General features: G+C 48.9%; 13 protein-coding genes. 8 read left to right on the top strand and 5 right to left on the bottom strand.

The window, feature by feature from the left end:
• From L0156_25145 to L0156_25120, 6 genes are all read left to right on the top strand, one after another.
• Positions 1-2,190: ABC transporter permease (locus tag L0156_25145; GenBank protein ID MCI0606286.1), on the top strand; the 2,190-nt coding region annotated here is incomplete at its 5' end.
• Positions 2,191-2,234: 44 nt separating this feature from the next.
• The gene (locus L0156_25140) at positions 2,235-4,640 is read left to right on the top strand and encodes an ABC transporter permease (GenBank protein ID MCI0606285.1); all 2,406 of its coding nucleotides are present in this window, start codon (positions 2,235-2,237) and stop codon (positions 4,638-4,640) included.
• An 82-nt stretch (positions 4,641-4,722) separates the two neighbouring features.
• Positions 4,723-7,116: an ABC transporter permease gene (locus tag L0156_25135; GenBank protein ID MCI0606284.1), complete on the top strand. Its 2,394-nt coding sequence runs from the start codon at positions 4,723-4,725 to the stop codon at positions 7,114-7,116.
• Positions 7,113-7,772: an ABC transporter ATP-binding protein gene (locus L0156_25130; GenBank protein ID MCI0606283.1), complete on the top strand. Its 660-nt coding sequence runs from the start codon at positions 7,113-7,115 to the stop codon at positions 7,770-7,772. Before L0156_25135 ends, L0156_25130 begins: the two co-directional genes overlap by 4 nt.
• A 47-nt stretch (positions 7,773-7,819) precedes the next feature.
• Positions 7,820-9,181: a sigma-54 dependent transcriptional regulator gene (locus L0156_25125; GenBank protein MCI0606282.1), complete on the top strand. Its 1,362-nt coding sequence runs from the start codon at positions 7,820-7,822 to the stop codon at positions 9,179-9,181.
• A gap of 38 nt (positions 9,182-9,219) precedes the next feature.
• The gene (locus L0156_25120; protein MCI0606281.1) at positions 9,220-10,545 is read left to right on the top strand and encodes an ATP-binding protein; all 1,326 of its coding nucleotides are present in this window, start codon (positions 9,220-9,222) and stop codon (positions 10,543-10,545) included.
• Here the strand turns inward: L0156_25120 and L0156_25115 are convergent.
• The gene (locus tag L0156_25115) at positions 10,539-11,693 is read right to left on the bottom strand and encodes an AI-2E family transporter (protein MCI0606280.1); all 1,155 of its coding nucleotides are present in this window, start codon (positions 11,691-11,693) and stop codon (positions 10,539-10,541) included. The two genes, L0156_25120 and L0156_25115, sit on opposite strands and share 7 nt — an antisense overlap.
• 78 nt (positions 11,694-11,771) lie before the next feature.
• Between L0156_25115 and L0156_25110 the strand changes: the two genes are divergently transcribed.
• A complete protein-coding gene (locus L0156_25110) occupies positions 11,772-13,454 on the top strand; it encodes a D-aminoacylase (protein MCI0606279.1) in 1,683 nt (560 codons plus the stop codon).
• 15 nt (positions 13,455-13,469) lie between these two features.
• Here L0156_25110 and L0156_25105 read toward each other — a convergent pair whose 3' ends face one another.
• The 4 genes from L0156_25105 to L0156_25090 all read right to left on the bottom strand — a co-directional run bounded on the left by L0156_25105 (position 13,470) and on the right by L0156_25090 (position 17,404).
• Positions 13,470-14,180 carry a hypothetical protein gene (locus L0156_25105; protein MCI0606278.1) on the bottom strand — a complete coding sequence of 237 codons (711 nt, stop codon included), beginning with the start codon at positions 14,178-14,180 and terminating at the stop codon, positions 13,470-13,472.
• Positions 14,181-14,266: 86 nt separating this feature from the next.
• Positions 14,267-15,133, bottom strand: coding sequence for a right-handed parallel beta-helix repeat-containing protein (locus tag L0156_25100; GenBank protein MCI0606277.1), 867 nt, complete (start codon positions 15,131-15,133; stop codon positions 14,267-14,269).
• Between the two features lie 145 nt (positions 15,134-15,278).
• Entirely contained in the window at positions 15,279-16,463 is a 1,185-nt protein-coding gene (locus L0156_25095) for a putative porin (protein ID MCI0606276.1), read from the bottom strand.
• Positions 16,464-16,543: 80 nt separating this feature from the next.
• The gene (locus L0156_25090; protein MCI0606275.1) at positions 16,544-17,404 is read right to left on the bottom strand and encodes a DUF4394 domain-containing protein; all 861 of its coding nucleotides are present in this window, start codon (positions 17,402-17,404) and stop codon (positions 16,544-16,546) included.
• A 211-nt stretch (positions 17,405-17,615) separates the two neighbouring features.
• Here L0156_25090 and L0156_25085 point away from each other — a divergent pair.
• The coding region (locus tag L0156_25085) for a sigma-54 dependent transcriptional regulator (protein ID MCI0606274.1) at positions 17,616-18,518 on the top strand (903 nt) is incomplete at its 3' end.

Raw genomic sequence — 18,518 nt, 5'->3', positions numbered from 1 at the left:
GATTATCGCGATCGGAATTCGTTGTTGAGCGGTCTTGCTGCATCGGCAATAACGCCTTTTCGATTGGAGGCCGGATCACAATCGGAACAAATTCTTGCCGAAGCTGTTTCGGGAAATTACTTCGCCGTTCTTGGCGTTTCCGCTGCGTTGGGTCGCCCTTTATCCATTGAAAATGATCGGCTGGGCGCTCGTTCTGTGGTTGTAATCAGTAACCGGTTATGGCGAAACAGATTTGGCGAAGAACGAAATCTGGCCGGCAAAACGCTCCGGCTGAATGGGAAACCATACGACGTTATCGGTGTCATGAATCCAAAGTTCGGTGGAACCTTTGCGGGCGCGCGGATTGATGCATGGGTGCCGTTGCAGATTTCAGAAGCGATGATGGGCGTAAACTGGCAGCAGGACCGGACCAGGCTGTCTGTTCACATGCTGGGTCGTTTAAAAGAGGGTGTATCCGTAGAGCAGGCGGATGCTGACCTTGCCTCAGTAGCCGCCCAACTCGAAAAAGCTTATCCGGATACTAACCGTGGCAAAAAAACTCTGATCTCTACCGCCACTCTGCTTCATGGCAATCTTCGAAAAGGGGCAACAATTTTCTTTGCTGCCGTGATGATCTTGATGGGCATCGTTCTATTCATTGCTTGTTCGAATCTGGCAAGCTTGCTAGTAACTCGCGCGATCGAAAGAAGACGCGAGATAGCGATCCGCATTTCGTTGGGTGCGGACCGAAAACAGTTGATGATTCAATTGTTCACCGAATCTCTTTTGCTGGCCTTTCTGGGTGGCGCTGCCGGCTTGCTAACGGCTTACTGGAGCTCCGGCCTGCTCGTTTCCCTCTGGCCGCTTCCGACCATTCCGATTCACTTCGATTTTAGCCCCGATGCAAAGGTGCTCGCATTCTGTTTCGGTGTCACCGTGCTCACAGGAATTTTGCTTGGCATTACTCCGGTTCTTCAGAGTAGCCGGCAGGATGTGATTTCCGCGCTGAAAGAACAAACGGGAATGTCTCTTCTAAGCAGGATGAGAATCAAGAATGGATTGGTCATTGTGCAAATCAGTTTTTCGCTTTTGCTTCTCGTGTGCGCGGGCCTGTTTGTCCGCAGCTGGCAAAACACGCAGCGGCTGGATCCAGGATTTAATCCAGAAAACATGCTGGCAATGGACATTGATCTGTCGGAAAGAGGTTTAACGGAACAGGAAGGATTGCTCTATTACGGACAACTGAAACAGCGTGTCATGGCGTTGCCCGGAATTCGAAACGCCACTTACTCAAATCTTGCTCCAATGGATATGGCAACGCCGAAAAGTCCGGTAAGAATTCAAGGACAAACTCCACCGGCCGGACAAAATGCTTTATTGATTTCGTTCAACAGGATCGGGACGGATTATTTTCAGACGTTGGAGATTCTGCTTTTGAAAGGGCGTGCTATCGCAGAACAGGACAATGCTAACGGGCTGCCCGTTGTGATCATCAATGAAACAATGGCCAAAAAGTACTGGCCAAATGAGGATCCGCTGGGAAGACAGTTTCAGATTGGAAAAGATTTCAAACCGGCCACAATCATCGGAATTGCGAAAGATGTGAAGTACAGAACGCCTGGTGAAGAGCCGACTCCGCACATGTATCTTTCGTACAAGAAATTCTATGAAGATGGATTGACGTTGCTTGTCCGGACACAAGGGAGTCCTAAGACCTTCCTCACTGAAGTCGAAAAAGAGATGGCTTTCCTGAATAAGGATGTCCAGGCATTTTTCGCCCGGACGCTGGAAGAGCATCTGGCGTTTTCGTTCTTGCCGTCAAAACTGGGAGGATCGCTTCTCGGGCTGTTCGGGCTTTTGGGTTTGATTCTTGCCTGTGCTGGCATTTATGCGGCGATCTCTTTTCAGGTTGCGCAACGCACGCGCGAGATTGGAATCCGGATGGCGATCGGAGCAAAACCACGCGCGATATTGCGTTTGTTTATCCACCGAGGTTTGAGACTCAGCGTAATTGGATCCATCATCGGAATCGTTGGGGCTTTTGCAGTAACACGTTTCTTATCCGCTTTACTGGTTGGAGTGGAAACTCACGATCTGTTCACGTATGTATCCGTTCCCTCTGTACTGATTTTTGTTTCATTTCTGGCATGCGCAGTACCCGCGTACCGGGCTTCGAAACTCGATCCGCTGAAGTCTCTTCGCTATGAATGATTTAGAAAACGCCAAGACGCCAAGGCGCCAAGAGGATTAGATTTATGGAACTGATAAAACAGGAGATACGGTATGCGATACGCATACTGGCGAGAAATCCGCTCTTTGCGGTTGTTGCGATTCTAACACTCGCGCTTGGAATCGGCGCGAATTCCGCAATCTTCAGCGCTGTTTACGGCGTTCTTCTGAAACCGTTGCCTTACGAGGATCCAGACAAACTCGTGATGCTTTTAAGTACGCGGAAGGACGGCTCGTTCATGACATTGTCGCCAGCGGATCTGCAGGATTACTCAAAGAGCGAATCGTTCGAGCAAACGGCTGCGTTTACAACGGAGACTTTGGACTTGACCGGCAAAGGAGAACCGGAACGTTTGCCAACAGCATTTGTCTCTTGGAACTTCTTCAATGTTCTTGGCGTACAACCGTTATATGGTCGTGGTTTCTTGGAACAGGAAGGCAAGTACGGTGCGGAGAAAGTTGTGGTCCTGGGCCACGGCCTCTGGAAGCGGCGTTTTGCGTCTGATCCACGAATCGTTGGATCTTCAGTAATGCTGAATGGCACGAAGCGAACCGTCATTGGCGTTGCACCACCAGGCTTTGAATATCCTGCGGAGATGCAGGTCTGGGGCGTGCTCGCCTTCAGCCCACACGAGTTGGATTCATCACAACGAGGCGCGCATTGGATTCGCGCGATCGGCCGTCTTGCGCCTGGCGTTACATTGGAACAGGCGCAAGCTCGCTTGCGGGCGGTTGCTGCTGACCTTGCCAAAAGGTATCCACGTTCCAATGAATTTGTCGGAGGCACCGTTCAGCCGTTTCATGGATTTCTTGTTCGTAAGTCAAAACCGGCTCTTCTCGTGTTATGGGCATCGGTTGGCTTCGTGTTGTTGATTGCCTGTGTGAACGTTACGAACTTACTTCTTGCGCAGGCAGCGCGGCGAGAGAGTGAAGTTGCCATACGAACCGCTTTGGGAGCTGGACGCCTTCGACTTTTCAGGCAATTTCTTGTGGAGAGTCTTGTTCTTTCCATTGTGGCAAGTTTTGTGGGCCTTATGATCGGTCTGTGGTGTACCGAGCTTCTCATCAAGTTTGGTTCCTCAAGTGTGCCGGCTCTGGCTCAAATGAAACTCGATTCCAGCATTTTGTTGTTCACGCTGACTGTCTCGATCCTGACCGGAGTTCTCATTGGATTGATTCCTGCTTTGCAAAGCGTCCAAAAATCAATGCCGCAGAAATTAAAAAGCGGAGTAAGAGTTGCCGGCAACAATCGTGTGCGTCGCGGGTTGGCGATTGTTGAAATTGCCACCGCGTTGATTCTGCTTTCCGGCGCAGGACTCTTGATCAAGAGTTTTTACAAACTCATGCAAGTTGATCCTGGATTTCGCGCCGAAGGTGTCCTCTCTTTTGAAGTTTCTTTGCCGGATGCAACTTATTCGAAACCGCACCAGGCTTCTACTTTTTATTCTGATTTTATCAATCGCTTGAAAACGCATGGCGAAGTTCGTTCGGCTGGGGCTGTGTTTGGTCTTCCGTTGACTCAAGGATTTAACGCGGGCACGAGCTTCGCTTTGATTGGCAAACCCGCGCCAAAGGATGAGCCGTCGGCCGGATTGCGTGTGATCACTCCTGAGTATTTTCAAACGATGGGAATTCCGGTTCTGAGCGGTCGGAATTTCCTTGACTCCGATACGAACCAATCGGGTGACGTTGTCATTATCAGCGAATCGGCCGCAAAGAATTATTATCCGAATGAAAATCCGATCGGCCAAAAAATTGACATCCATGTCAACTTAGTGGAACGCGAATCACAGGAGCGGACAATTATAGGCGTAGTGGGAAATGTTCGGTTCGGAGGTCTGGAGACAAATCCTGGACCGGATCTGTACATTCCTCATTCGCAGCAGCAGCTGAACGCAATGATGGTGGTTGTGCGCACTTCCGGAGATCCACAAAACCTTGCGCCTGTAGTACGCGAGGAATTGCGCAAGATGGATTCCAACTTACCTGTTTCGAGAATGCAAACGATGGAAGAGGTGGTGGGCGATTCGCTTGGCCAGAGAAAGTTCACGATGTTTTTGCTGGCCGCCTTTGCCGGTGTCGGTTTATTTCTGGCTGCGCTTGGCACGTACGGTGTTCTTTCTTTTCAGGTGGTCCAAAGAACCCAGGAAATCGGAATCCGAATGGCACTGGGCGCGCGCAGACGGGATGTTCTGAAGCTCGTTTTGCAGGAGGGCTTGTTCTTAGCTGTTGCCGGAACATTAATCGGTTTCGTGGGAGTGCTGGGAACCACACGTTTCTTAGAGAGTTTGGTGTATGGAATTTCCACACTGGACGGCGCAACGTTTGCATCTGTGATGATTCTGCTTTCCGCTGTTGCTCTTCTTGCATGCTATCTGCCTGCTTTACGAGCAACCAAAGTCGATCCGATAACAACATTACATTACGAATGATTTTGAACAGAAGATCGCAAAGGACGCAAAGATCAAAAAATCTTAGCGATCTTTGCGTCCTTCTGTAAAAAAAGAGCTGATTATGGAAAAGTTTTGGAAAGAAATTCAATTCGCGCTGCGAATGCTTCGTAAATCACCGGGATTCACAGTAGTAGCCGTGCTAACGCTGGCTCTGGGAATCGGCGCCAACACAGCGATGTTCAGCGTGATAAGAGCTGTGATGTTGAAGCCGCTTCCCTATAACGAACCGGAAAATCTCTTCAGACTCAGTGGCGGAACTTCCTATCCCGATCTGCAGGATCTAAAACAAAGTAGCAAGTCAATCAAAGATATTGGCGGATATCGTAGAGAGGTCATGGATTTAACCTCCGGGCGCGTGCCGGAGCGAATCGAGGGAGCTGCCGTGACCGGTGATTTTTTCCGTACGCTAGGAATTCAGCCACAAAAGGGGAGAGTGATCGGACCGAATGATGACATTCCCGGCGGAGCAAAAATTGTTTTGATCAGCGATGCATTTTGGAAAAACTACATGGCAGGCGATCCTGATGTGATCGGAAAAAGTGTCTCGATAGCAAGTATTCCTTACACGGTGATCGGCGTGCTTCCTCCAACCTTCGAATTGCCTAACTTGAAGGCGCAAATGTTTTCTCCGATTCGAGCGGAGTCTTCGGAAGAAACAAACGCGCGTGGCGCGCATACAATGCGAGTCGTTGTGCGTCTGGCTGCGAACGTCATTGTGGATCAGGCACAGAGTGAATTTAATGCCATCGCAAAGCGTCTGGAAAAACAATATCCGGAGGAAAACACGGACGTCCGGTTTGTGCTGAATCCATGGCAACAATTCCTGGTAAAAGATGTGCAGCGCGCCCTGTTGATTCTACTCGTAGCGGTTGGTTTTGTTCTTCTGATTGCATGCACCAATGTTGCAAATCTTTTTTTAGCCCGCGCAACGGAACGGGAAAAAGAGATGGCTATTCGGGCGGCTCTTGGCGCGGGGCGTGCTTCTTTGCTGCGTCAGTTGATCGTCGAAGGTGTGGTTCTTGCAATCATAGGTGGCTTTGCCGGCTTATTTATAGCTTCATGGATTTCTGATTTTGCCGTCCGGCTCGGCCCCGAAAATATTCCGCGGCTCCAAAACACACGATTCGACTTTATTGTGTTTGCGGTGACCCTTGGTCTGTCAGTTTTTACAGGACTTTTGTTTTCACTTGCTCCTGGTCTCCATGCATCGAAAATCAACCTGGAAGAATCTTTAAGAGAAAGCGGCCGTGCAACCGGTAGCCGCACGAGGCAGCGAATGAGAAATGTTCTTGCGACTCTGGAGATCGCTCTGGCAATCGTGCTTCTCATCGGCGCCGGACTTTTGATTAGAAGTTTTTGGTCACTGCAAAATGTTCGTCCCGGGTTCCGAACCGATCATGTGCTCACTATGAATTTTCTCTTGCCACTTACGACTTACGCAGACATCGACAAGAGAAGTCAGTTTTTTGAGCAAGTGCTGCAACGAATCAAAAATTTGCCTGGAGTTGAATCCGTTGGATCAACATCAGAATTGCCCTTTGGGACCGGATCAGGTTTTCACAATCTTGCAATTGAGGGTCGCCGGATGGCCGTAGGCAAGGAGCCGGAAATCTACGCGCGCAGCATTAGTCCGGATTACTTTCATACTCTTGGCATTGCAGTGCTTCAGGGGCGCGTATTCTCGATGCAGGACCGGAAGGATACCCTTCCTGTTGCCATTGTAAACGAAAAATTTGTTCGACGGTTTTTTCCGCAGGAAAACTCGTTGGGTAAGAGAATCGCGTGGGCACGCGCAGATGCCCCAATTTGGATGACGATTGTGGGTGTAGTTTCGGATGTGAAATCATTCGGACTGGATCTGGAAGAGGAGCCTGCTGTCTACACTCCATTCACTCAGGAACCCCGGTTCTGGAAAACCTGGATGAACATGGTTGTGCGTACTTCGGTGGATCCATCGAGTTTGATTGCAACGATTCAGAAAGAAGTTGCGCGCGTTGATAAGAATGTTCCTGTCGCCGATTTGCTTACGATGGACGCTCTTATTTCGGAGTCGATCGGAGAACGCCGCTTTCATCTTTTGCTGCTCGGTTTGTTTGCGGGCCTTGCTTTGCTGCTTGCGGGTGTAGGTATCTATGGAATTCTTTCTTACAATGTACGACAAAGAACGCAGGAAATGGGAATCCGCATGGCTCTTGGTGCTTCCCAAAGGGAAATTCTTCGGTTGATTCTCTCGCAAGGGATACGCCTGGTTGTTTTAGGAGCGTTCATCGGGATTGGAGCGGCGCTCGCTGTGACGCGATTTCTCCAAAGCTTGTTGTACGCGGTCGGCTCCAACGATCTGCTAACATTTCTGATCGTTCCGTTGATTGTGATTGGAGTTGCATTGCTCGCCTGTTATGCGCCGGCAAAGCGAGCAACCCGTGTGAATCCAGTTGTCGCGCTGAGGTATGAATGATTCAATTAAAAGACATTGAAAAGTATTATCAATCGGGCGCAGGTCGGACTTACGTTTTGCGCCGGATCAATTTGGATGTTCCACCGGCGGATTTTGTCACCATCATGGGTCCTTCCGGAGCGGGCAAATCTACGTTGCTCAGCATTGTCGGACTGCTGGATGGTTCCTGGACCGGAGAATATTATCTGGATGGTCAGCCAGTCCATAAAATGAGCTTGAAGGAGCGGGCTGAGTTAAATAAGCGCTACATTGGCTTCGTCTTTCAAAGCTACCATCTGCTGGATAACCTGACCGTATATGAGAATCTGGAGCTTCCTTTGACCTACAGGAATATCAAGAAGTCGGAGCGGGAAAGCATGGTTGCCGACACGCTGGATCGATTCAGCATCGTTGGGAAAAAAGGTCTTTTTCCGAATCAACTATCGGGCGGTCAACAGCAGCTCGTAGCTGTAGCCCGCGCCGTAATAGGAAATCCGAAAATCATTCTTGCAGATGAACCGACAGGCAATTTGCATTCATCGCAAGGAAAAGAAATCATGGATCTGTTCAAACGGCTGAATCAGGATGGCACAACCATCATCCAGGTGACTCACTCCGAGAAAAATGCGGAATACGGAACTCGAATTATCAATTTGCTGGATGGCTGGATCGTTTAGATTTCAACCGCCAAGGCGCCAGGACGCCAAGAAGGTCAAATTTCATTATGGCGAAGAATAGTCCGCGGATATTGATTGCTGATGATCAGCAAGACGTGCGTGAAGCATTGCGTTTGCTGTTAAAGAACGAAGGTTATCATACCGAAACCGTTTCTTCTCCCGGTTCAGTGATTCGGGCGGTGGAAAAGGAAGATTACGATGTTTTATTGATGGATCTGAACTACACGCGCGACACAACTTCCGGCACGGAGGGTCTTGATCTTCTGAGCCAGATTCAGAGACTGGATACGACTCTGCCGGTTGTGGTGATGACAGCATGGGGCAGCGTGGACGTTGCTGTGGAAGCCATGAGACGGGGAGCGCGCGATTTTGTTCAGAAACCATGGGACAACGCGCGTCTACTTTCAATCCTGCGCACTCAGATAGAACTGGGACAGGCTCTCCGCGGCCAGAAACGTCTGGAAGCGGAGAACCGTTTGCTACGTGATCAACAGCTTCCTAACTTTGTTGCCGAATCACGTGCTATGAAAGCAATCGTGGATGTGGTGCGGCGCGTCGGTCCATCCGACGCAAATGTGCTGATTCTCGGTGAAAACGGCACAGGCAAGAGTCTTGTGGCTCAGGCGCTTCATACTTTTTCGGAACGCTCCGCCAAACCGATGATCACCGTAAATGCGGGAGGGCTATCCGAAGGCGTTTTTGAAAGTGAATTATTCGGACACGTCCGCGGGGCATTTACAGATGCCAAAACGGATCGCGTGGGGCGCTTTGAACTGGCGGACGGAAGCACTTTGTTTTTGGATGAGATCGCAAACGTTCCGCCAGGGCAGCAAGCAAAGTTGCTTCGCGTGATCGAAACCGGACAATTTGAAGCGGTTGGTTCTTCACGAACAAAACACGTGAATGTGCGAATGATCTCTGCAACGAATGCAGATATTCAAGCTGAAGTCCAATCAGGTAGATTTCGCCAGGATCTTCTTTTCCGTTTAAACACAATTGAAATCAGAATCCCACCGTTGCGTGATCGTCGCGAAGATATTCCGGTCCTGGCCAGCTATTTTTTGCAACAGCATAATAAGCATTATCGCAAGCAGATGAACTCCTTTGATCCTGCTGCCATGCAAGCCCTACTAAAGTATTCATGGCCCGGCAATATCCGGGAACTGGATCACACGATTGAAAGAGCTGTGCTTTTAGCGCATTCGGACCACCTGCGTGTGGAAGACCTGGGTCTTCAAGCACAGAAGGAAACTCCGAAAGGAGTTGAAGAAATGAGTCTCGAAGAAGTGGAAGCATTCCTGATCAAGAAGGCTCTGGATCGTTATAATGGAAATGTGAGCCAGGCTGCCAAAGCTCTCGGTCTTAGCAGAAGCGCTCTGTATCGCAGATTGCAGCGTCACGGCTTGTAACGATCTTCAACGCAAAGGCGCAAAGCCGCCAAGAAAATATGAAAAATCGCAGGCGTATCAGTTATGAACGCCGCATTCTCCTGTTCATTCTAAGTTCCGGGTTCTTCGGAATGGTCGTCTCCATGATTTTTCTCTGGTGGGGACCTTACACGGCCAAAGTTCAATGGACACTCACTCTGTTTCTGGTGGCGCTCTGGCTTGGCTTTGCTTTTTCCGCAAGAGAACGGATCATTCGTCCGCTTCAAACAATTTCGAATATGCTGGCGGCGCTGCATGAAGGAGATTATTCGATTCGCGCCAAACGCGGAAAACCGGGTGATGCTCTGGATGATGTCATGCTTGAAGTGAATCAACTAGGCACAACTTTACGCGAGCAAAGACTGGGCGCGCTGGAAGCAACAGCCTTGCTTCGAAAAGTAATGGAAGAAATCGATGTAGCGATTTTTGCGTTTGATGACCAGCATCTCTTGCGGCTTGTGAATCGAGCCGGCGAAAGATTGATGGGTCATCCGGTGGAACGGCTGCTTGGCCGATCGGCTGCGGAATTGAACCTTGCTGTCTGCCTGGAAGGGGCTCCAAAGCGCGTTCTTGATTTTGCTTTTCCTGGAAGCGTCGGGCGCTGGGATATGAGACGCAGCACTTTTCGACAGGGTGGATTGCCTCACGATCTTCTTGTGCTCTCGGATTTAAGCAAGGCTTTGCGCGATGAAGAGCGGCAAGTTTGGCAGCGTTTGATCCGTGTGATCGGACATGAACTAAACAATTCGCTGGCGCCGATCAAATCGATTTCGGGAAGTCTGAAGAGTTTGCTGCAGAGACATCCAAGGCCGGTCGATTGGGAACAGGACATGGATCAGGGTTTGTCGATTGTTGCTGGCCGTGCGGAGGCGCTTTCGCTTTTTATGAGCGCTTATGCTCGGCTCGCGAGGCTGCCTCAGCCGCAAATGCAACCAGTGCCCGTGTCGCAATGGATTAGACAGGTCGCGAGTCTGGAAACTCGGGTCCCGGTCAAGCTAAGGCCCGGCCCCGAACTCACAGTGCAGGGAGACCAGAATCAACTGGAACAGTTACTCATTAACCTTGTGCGAAACGCGGTGGATGCCAGTCTGGAAACTTCGGGTGATGTCGAAGTAGGTTGGACAAAAAGCAATAACCATCTGGAAATCTGGGTGGAGGATGAAGGGCCCGGACTGGCAACTTCCGACAATCTTTTTGTGCCTTTCTTCACCACCAAACAGGGAGGAACGGGAGTTGGCCTGGTGCTATGCCGTCAAATCGCGGAAGCGCATGGAGGGATCCTAACGATAGAAAACAGATTGCATCATTCCGGCTGTCGCGCGATTCTGCGACTGCCGCTTTACTGAGATGCGGGCGGACCTACGATACGGGGAGTTTCAGTGGATATTTCCAGATGGGATTTGAATTCCACCGAGTAAATCTCTAACAAGGTCACAAAAAAGGAAGCCACGACCGGTCCTATCAGCACTCCCAGGGGACCAAACATTTTGATTCCGCCGAGCGCGGAGAAAAAGATAATCAGATCGTGAAGCCCGCTGAACTGTCCGACCAAACGAGGTCTGATCACGTTGTCGATATTGGAAATGATCAGAATAGTAACCAGGAAAATGCCGATTCCCTGCCAGTGATGCCCCAGCAAGAACTGGATGATTGCAGCAGGATGCATCACCAGCCAGGCTCCCACGATCGGAATAAAGGAAAGTATCAGCATCACCATAAACCAGAGCAGGGGAGAACCAACGCCAAAAATCCACAGAGTGATTGCGCCAAGCGTGCTCTGAATCAAGCCGATCACCACAGTTCCTTTGATCGTGGCGCGGGACACCAGCGTAAAACGGCCAATCAACGCATCGATGTAGCGATCACTCAGTGGAACAAGTTTGCGGATGGATTTCATCATCGATTCACCGTCTCTAAAAAAGTAGAAACAAATGAAAAGAGTGACGAACACATTCGCCAGGAGATAAAATGCTCCACCTGAAGTTTTGCTGATGATGGTTGCCAGCAGCGACCCTGCATTTGAAAACACATCCCCCAGGGCCTGCTGCCAGTTCCATTGATCCAGCCGGAGACGCTGGAACCATGGGTTCTGTTGCAATCGCATCAGCAATCCGTCTTGCCCGGGAGAAAACCATTCCCGCAGTTTTTGCCCGGCGGTTTGATAAAACTGAGCCGCTTCCCCCGAAACAATCTGAGCTAGGAAAAACAGTGGAATCAGAAACACAATCAGGAGCACAAAACAACACAGGAAAGCAGCAATATTTCGTCTGTTACGAACGCCTGAAAGCAGCGAAAGATAAAAAGGATAAAACAGCGTAGTGATAACTGCGGCAAGCACGATCGGAATCAAAAAGATTTTGATCATGTTGAAAAAGAGAATGATGATGCCGATGAAGAGAACAAGCAGGAAATAGCGGCTGAATTTCTCGGATTGGAGTTTGCGAATCCTCTCTTCGTGTGGGCCCTGAAGAAGAGAATTTTCGGGCTCGGTCATCGTTGACAAATCTACTTTTCGTCCATGCGGTTGTCAACACCATTATCCTCCAGTTCACAGGTGCGATAAAATTGCTGCATGAGCGAAAGGTTAACTCGCAGGAAATTCATCAAAGATGCGGCAATTGTGACAACCGGGCTTGCCGTTGGTTCGGCGACTCAGATACAGGCTGCGCCTTCATACGATCTTGTAATCAAAAACGGCACCATTCTGGACGGCACGGGAGGGGCTGGTTTCCGTGCTGATGTCGGAATCAAAGCAGATGAAATTATTGCGATCGGCAATATCGCTCCGGAACAGAGTAAGAAAGTGATCGATGCATCCGGCTTGAATGTTTGTCCAGGATTTGTGGATATTCATTCTCATTCGGATGGCTCCATTCTGAGTTATCTGGATTCTGAAAGTCGTGTCCTTCAGGGAATCACGACAGAATTAACCGGGAATTGCGGCAGCTCCGCCGCGCCGATGACAGGCATAGGTGTAGAGGAACGAAAGAAATCGTGGCTGGAACAGGAAGACGTGCGGGTAGATTGGAGTGATGTTGCTTCTTACTTTGGACGTCTGGAAAAGGAGAAAATCGGCATCAACCAGGCTCTACTACTGGGTCAAGGAACTTTAAGAGAAAGCCTGATCGGCAACGTGGATCGCGCATTAACGGACGATGAATTGAAGACAATCCTTCGATGGGTGGAGGAAGGCATGGATCAGGGCGCCGTTGGAATCTCCACCGGACTCGAATACACGCCTGGAAGGTACACTCCCACTCAAGAGATTGTCGAAATGGCTCGCATTGTTTCAAGACGCGGCGGATTGTATGCGTCTCACATCCGCAACGAGGAAGCTACTTTATTAGAAGCCGTGAATGAAGCGGTAAACATTGGCCGTCAAACCGGCGGGCGCGTGGAAGTTTCACATCTGAAAGCGGCCGGTGTGATCAACTGGTCGAAGCAACTGGGGGCGATTCATCTCATTGAATCGGCCCGTCAAAATGGCGTTGAAATCCTGGCGGATGCTTATCCCTATACCGCCTATTCCACTGGTCTGACGGTTTATCTGAAATCCTGGGCACTGGAAGGAACGACAGCGGATCTCATGAAGAGATTGAAGGATACTGAAACTCGCGGCAGAATGCGCAGTGAGCTGGTCGCCCATATTCCGACCGAGCCTGGATCCTTTGATTTGATTGTTGTCAGCAGCGTTCCTTCGGAAAAAAACCGTTTCACAATTGGAAAGAATCTCAGTCAGATCGGCGAATCCTGGAAGATGGAAGCTGTAGATGCGATGTTGCGTTTGTTGGAAGAAGAGGAGGGGAACGTTTCGATTGTGGGGCACGGAATGAGTCCGGAAAATGTGCGCATGGTGCTATCTCATCCGCTGGTCATGATCGGCTCTGACGGTTTAACAATGGCGCCACGCGGAAAATTGGGATCAACGAGACCTCATCCGCGCTCTTACGGCACATATCCACGAGTGCTTGGCTATTACAGCAGAGAACAGAAAATCTTTGATTTACCAACCGCTGTGAAAAAGATGACGAGTATGCCTGCGGATCAAATTGGACTCAAGGATCGCGGGCGCATTGCAAAATCCATGAAGGCGGATCTGGTTCTTTTCAATCCTGAAACCGTAAAAGATGCCGCCACCTTCGAAGAACCGCATCGTTACCCATTGGGGATTGAATACGTCATTGTGAACGGCGTTTTGGCCGCAGAACATGGCAAACAGAGTGGCGCACGCGCGGGCAGGGTTTTGCGCGCCTGAAGATTGTGTCACGAACTAGTACTTTTCGTTTTCGTCAGTCCCGTAACTTTTTCCAAATTTGTTCTTGTGACGGATCTTACGAAAGTTTCTTGCATCAATGCTTAAATGAACTTTCAAAGGATCTGCCCCTACATCAATCTTCTGCTCGGACTTGCCTTCTTCAGCATAAGCTTTCAAGACGTAGGAACCAGGAGGAATATCCCGCAATCGAAAATTTCCTGTTTGATCCGCTGTAGTGTAATAGGGGGTTCCGCTAACAATGATTGTCGCGGCCATGTGCGAGTGTACGTTGCAAAAAACTCTTACGATTCCCTGATGCAGCAAAGCAATTCTTTTGCTGGACCCACCTTTGTATAATCCCAGATCAAATTGATTGGGAGTTGAGACAGAGAATATGTTATGAAAGATTGTGTCGAAATTCGGGAAATCGACACGTCCTCCTTTGAAAATTGTAATTGTACCCGGATAAAACTGTTTCTTTCTGGTTACAATCTTGGCTGGTTTGGAAAGCTGTTGATCGCCAGCGAAGTCTTGCAGAGAATCCAGGTATACAACAACTGACGATAAATCGGATTCTTTTTTCTCTCCTTTTAAAATAATTTCAACTGAACCCGACACTTCATTTGCGGCAACATTGGCAGCAATAAATAAACATAGAAATAGCGCAAAGGATTCAGCGAATCGCCACCGCCTCATCAAATGATCATGAACTATCTGGTTCTTCAATTAACCATCTCAACGAAATGAGATTACATCCGGCGGCGCTCAAAGGTTTGTCGGACTTTAAGCGCCGCCCAAAATACACAATCGATCTATAGTCCGGTCTTATTTGGATTATTTCCGAAAAGAATCACGCTGACAAGAGATAAGGAAGCGCCAGCATCCTTCGAAACACCGGCTCTGAAACTGTGCGTCACTACGGAAAAAGCAATGGTACCCCTCGATGAATTCTCAAACTCGATGCCATTTCCAGGGTTCGGATTATTGTTCACTGGAAAATCCCCTGTGGCGCCTGCTCGAAATCCTGTTGAATTCACCTGGGTGTTGGTGATCGCGACACGAGCGGCATCCATGACGCGAATTCCATAGTTTGTGTTGTTTTCCACACGGCAATTGTCGATGGAAACGCGGGAATTACCAACAATGGTGATACCTTCTTTCCAATTGCGGCTCACAAGATTTCGAAGAACCACGCGACGATTGGATGCCGCATTGATGACGATTCCCGGTTGACCTTGTCTAGCATTGTTATTATTAGCATCGCCGGCAAGCACTGCGTCAATATTTGCTTCCACACCTGGCGCTGCTTCCAGGGTGACGTTTCCAGTAGCCGCAGATATTACCACCTGTTCCGGAAAACGGCCGGAAGTAATAACGGTGACGCGGCCATTCTGATTGGCGCCACCGTTTGCCGATCCAAGCGCAGCCGTTATCGTTCCGAAAATGCGGTCGGTTGCATTATCTGCATCTTCAGCGGTCCCGATCCGGCCATCACCATCGTAATCTCCACATGTTCCAGGCGGAACCAGTGTTGAACCTGGCCCGAAGTCAGAACAATTGTTTACTTCAACAAGGACCGGGTGATTGGCAAACACATTTGCACTACTGAGTCCTATCAACACCATGAGAGTTATGGCCAATTGAAAAACGAAAGTTGAATGAATCTGTTTATTTTGCATGTTGCACCTCCAAAGACAATTCAACGGATCGCAAATTGGATGCCAGCGGGTTATTTACAACTGTAAGTTATTCACTAAGAATGAATTGTGTCGATTTCGAAGAGGGTTTTAAAAACAGAGGAGTGTATCTTTCTGAAACAAGAGCTTAGGGCCAATTGATTTCTGTTGAAATTTGCAAGCGAGAAAAACTTCCTACTTGATCAATCAACGTTTGCCGAAGGAATGAGAAATGAAAAAGGACGGATTGCACAGGCATAAAACTAAAACGGAATCGATGGCCTTTCACCCGAGTTACAAACCACCAGTCATCAGTACTGTAGGCTGCAAGTACCGCATCCGATTCAACTCGATGAAAACCGTAGCCAATTCGAAAATCCCGGGCAACGTCAAGTTTTCCAATCAGGATTTCGGCCAGGATTCCATCATTCCCGCGTCCGGTGGGAATCGTATGATCGGTTGTTGCTTTAGGACTGTTCGGAGATCTCAGGCGATTCAGTCTAACGGCGTTCACCAAGGGCATAGAAGTATCGGGGGCCGCCGTGTTGTGCACATGATCCAGTTGAACAACCAGTGGTATGGAAAAATTAAAACGAACCCTTCCAATCAGGTCGAGAAGATTATAGTCATTTATTAGAGTAGGATCGGATCGTGTGTTGGTGCGAAACAAAAAAACAGGAAGCTCTTTCACGTCATAATCATAATAGGCGGTTGCAAAAGTAACGGTGGCATTTCCCAATCGGGTTTGAACGCCGCCTTGCACAGCGAAAACATTTGTGCGATCGTCTTGATAGTGACTCGCATAGTAGTCAGCAATTCGCCCGGTCAGACGGATTTTTTCATCAGCTGAAACATATTCGGTTTGAAGCGCTACTCCATTGGGATGAAGATCGTTGTCCCATAGCATTTCTGTAACGAGGAACGGATTCTCGAACTTACCTGCTCTTAAATCGAGTTGTGGGACAGGAGTATATCGAAGATATGCCCTGCTTAAGACAACATCATCTCGCTTAAAGTTATCGCGGTCGAAAACAGGAGTGTGAAACTCCGGTGATCGAGGCGCAGGGACATCTTCATCGCTTTCCTCAATCACATTGGCTTCACCTTCGATGGCCAATTCCAGATCGGGATGCGGCAAGAAAAGCAGACCGGGCCGCCAGCGAAGTCTATAGCGATTCACCGCATCTCGCGGCAGCGGGATCTGTGTAAAAGTCTGTCTTTCGTAACGGAGCATCAATTGAGAAGTAAATCGCATTCGATCTCCGGCAAAAACAGAGACGCTTACTAGCAGAAGGAAGAGGGAGATCAGCGCAGAAAACTTATGCTTGTCCATGTACGTTTTTTACCACAATTGCTTTAAAAAAACAGGGACGAGCTCATCGCTCGCCCCCTACAATTGAAACAGCCAATACTCTACGGAGCAGGCGCAGCAAGTCCGCGGATTGATTTCTCAGTGCCGATCACACCAAGCACCGTAGTGCTACCGTTGGCTAGATTCACAGTGACCAGAGTTGATTTTCCACAATCTGTTGATGCCTGGCCCGTAATTTTTAATGCCGCATACGCAGTTCCCGAGGGGGCTATATCAAATCCGGTTAACACGTTTGAGTCAGCTCCAAGAGAACCCACGGTATTCAACGTTCCCGAATTTGGTGGATTTTGTATGGCCAGAATATTGAGCCGGACATCCAGATCATATAGTGTTGTGCCAGTTGCGGGGTCGTTATCCGGATTCGTATAGGCTGCAGCCACAACAACTGGATGTACGCCCGCGTTTGCGTCTGTGCCGGCGTAGGCGAGATTTGTGTCGAAACCGACGATAGCTCCTGTACCTGGATGAACCCGTAGATTTTGTCCCGTATTCGTCACAATCCTAATGCGATCAACCGTGGGATTAAAGTCGAAACCGACCGCTTTTCCCTGGATAGGAATTGCAAACTCTGTTGTGCCGACGGCCGTAGCCTGCCCCGTCGAAGTATTAATGAGGTAGATTCGGTTGCTGCTTCCCAGACCATACAAATCTCCGGTTGCAGGGCGGAAGTCGATGCCCACAAGTGCCTCATCCTCAGCCAGACCCGACACTGATTGGGCAGATGCAATAGTGCACGGATTCGAGCTGTCGAATTGAACCAGCGTGTTATTCGTTGTAATGGCGTAAAGAGTTTGTCCCGCGAGTGAGTACGAGGCAAATCCACCAATAAAAGAAATCGCCAGGATCAATAGTTTGAGTTTTGAAATTCTGTTGACTTCAAAAACCTGAAGTGATCGATTCATTGCTTTCTCCTTTATCTATTTGTTCGCTACCGAGCGAGTAGAGAGGCAAGCCGAATGCCAGAATGTCAGTTGTGTGCAGAAGTTACTGATTACAAATAGTTTATGGACGAACTGAAGATTTAGGGAAAAAGAACTACTGTTTCGATTTGTAACAGATTGTCGAGCTAAGGAATTGCTTTTCTTGAACTATGGTACATAATGATACATATATATGACCTTCGAGGCTAGGAGCCGGATCCTTATTGTCGATACCGATGTAGACTTTGCTGACAGTATCAGGGAGCTGCTTTCTGAAGAAGAAATCGAAATAGACAGTGCGAGAAATAGCTCTGAGGCATTCGATGAACTGTTCCGCTCACCTTATGATGCACTGCTCGTTAATATGACCCTCGGCAATGAATCAGGATTGGATATTTTAAGAGAACTGAACCTTTCAGGAAGCCTTTTACCGGTGATTGTTATGACATCTCATGCTTCCATCGAAACGGTTGCGGCCGCCACGAATTTGAACGCATTCGACTATATCACCCGACCGGTTGATAAAACCGAACTGTTCAGTGTTATAAGAAGCGCTCTGCGCAGCAGCAGGAAAGCAAGCACTGATCCGAGAAATCAGACAAGCGGAAAAACTGCTCCGATCATCGGGCAGAGTGGGGCGATGGTTCAAGTCTACAAGGCAGTAGCTCGTGTGGCACAAACGAGTTCAACCGTTCTCATCACAGGGGAAAGCGGAACCGGTAAAGAGCTCATCGCTCGCGCGATTCATGATCATTCGAACCGTAGCAGAAATTCCTTCATTCCCATTAACTGTGGTGCACTATCCGAAACATTGTTAGAGAGCGAATTGTTTGGTCACCAGAAAGGGGCTTTTACTGGAGCGAATACTGCGCATGTCGGTATTTTCGAAAGCGCATCCGGAGGTACAGTATTTCTTGATGAAGTGAGCGAAACCTCTGCAGCTTTTCAGATAAAACTCTTGCGTGTCTTGCAGGAAAAAACCATAAAACCTGTTGGAAGCACGAAGGAGAAACCTGTGGATGTGCGAATCATTGCGGCTACCAATCAAACCATGGAAGCTCTGATGAATTCCTCGTTTCGAAAGGATCTTCTCTAT

The sequence above is a fragment of the bacterium genome, assembly GCA_022616075.1.
Taxonomy (GTDB): domain Bacteria; phylum Acidobacteriota; class HRBIN11; order JAKEFK01; family JAKEFK01; genus JAKEFK01.
The sequence above is the reverse complement of the archived record's forward strand: the minus strand, read 5'-3'. Positions and strand labels throughout refer to the sequence as shown.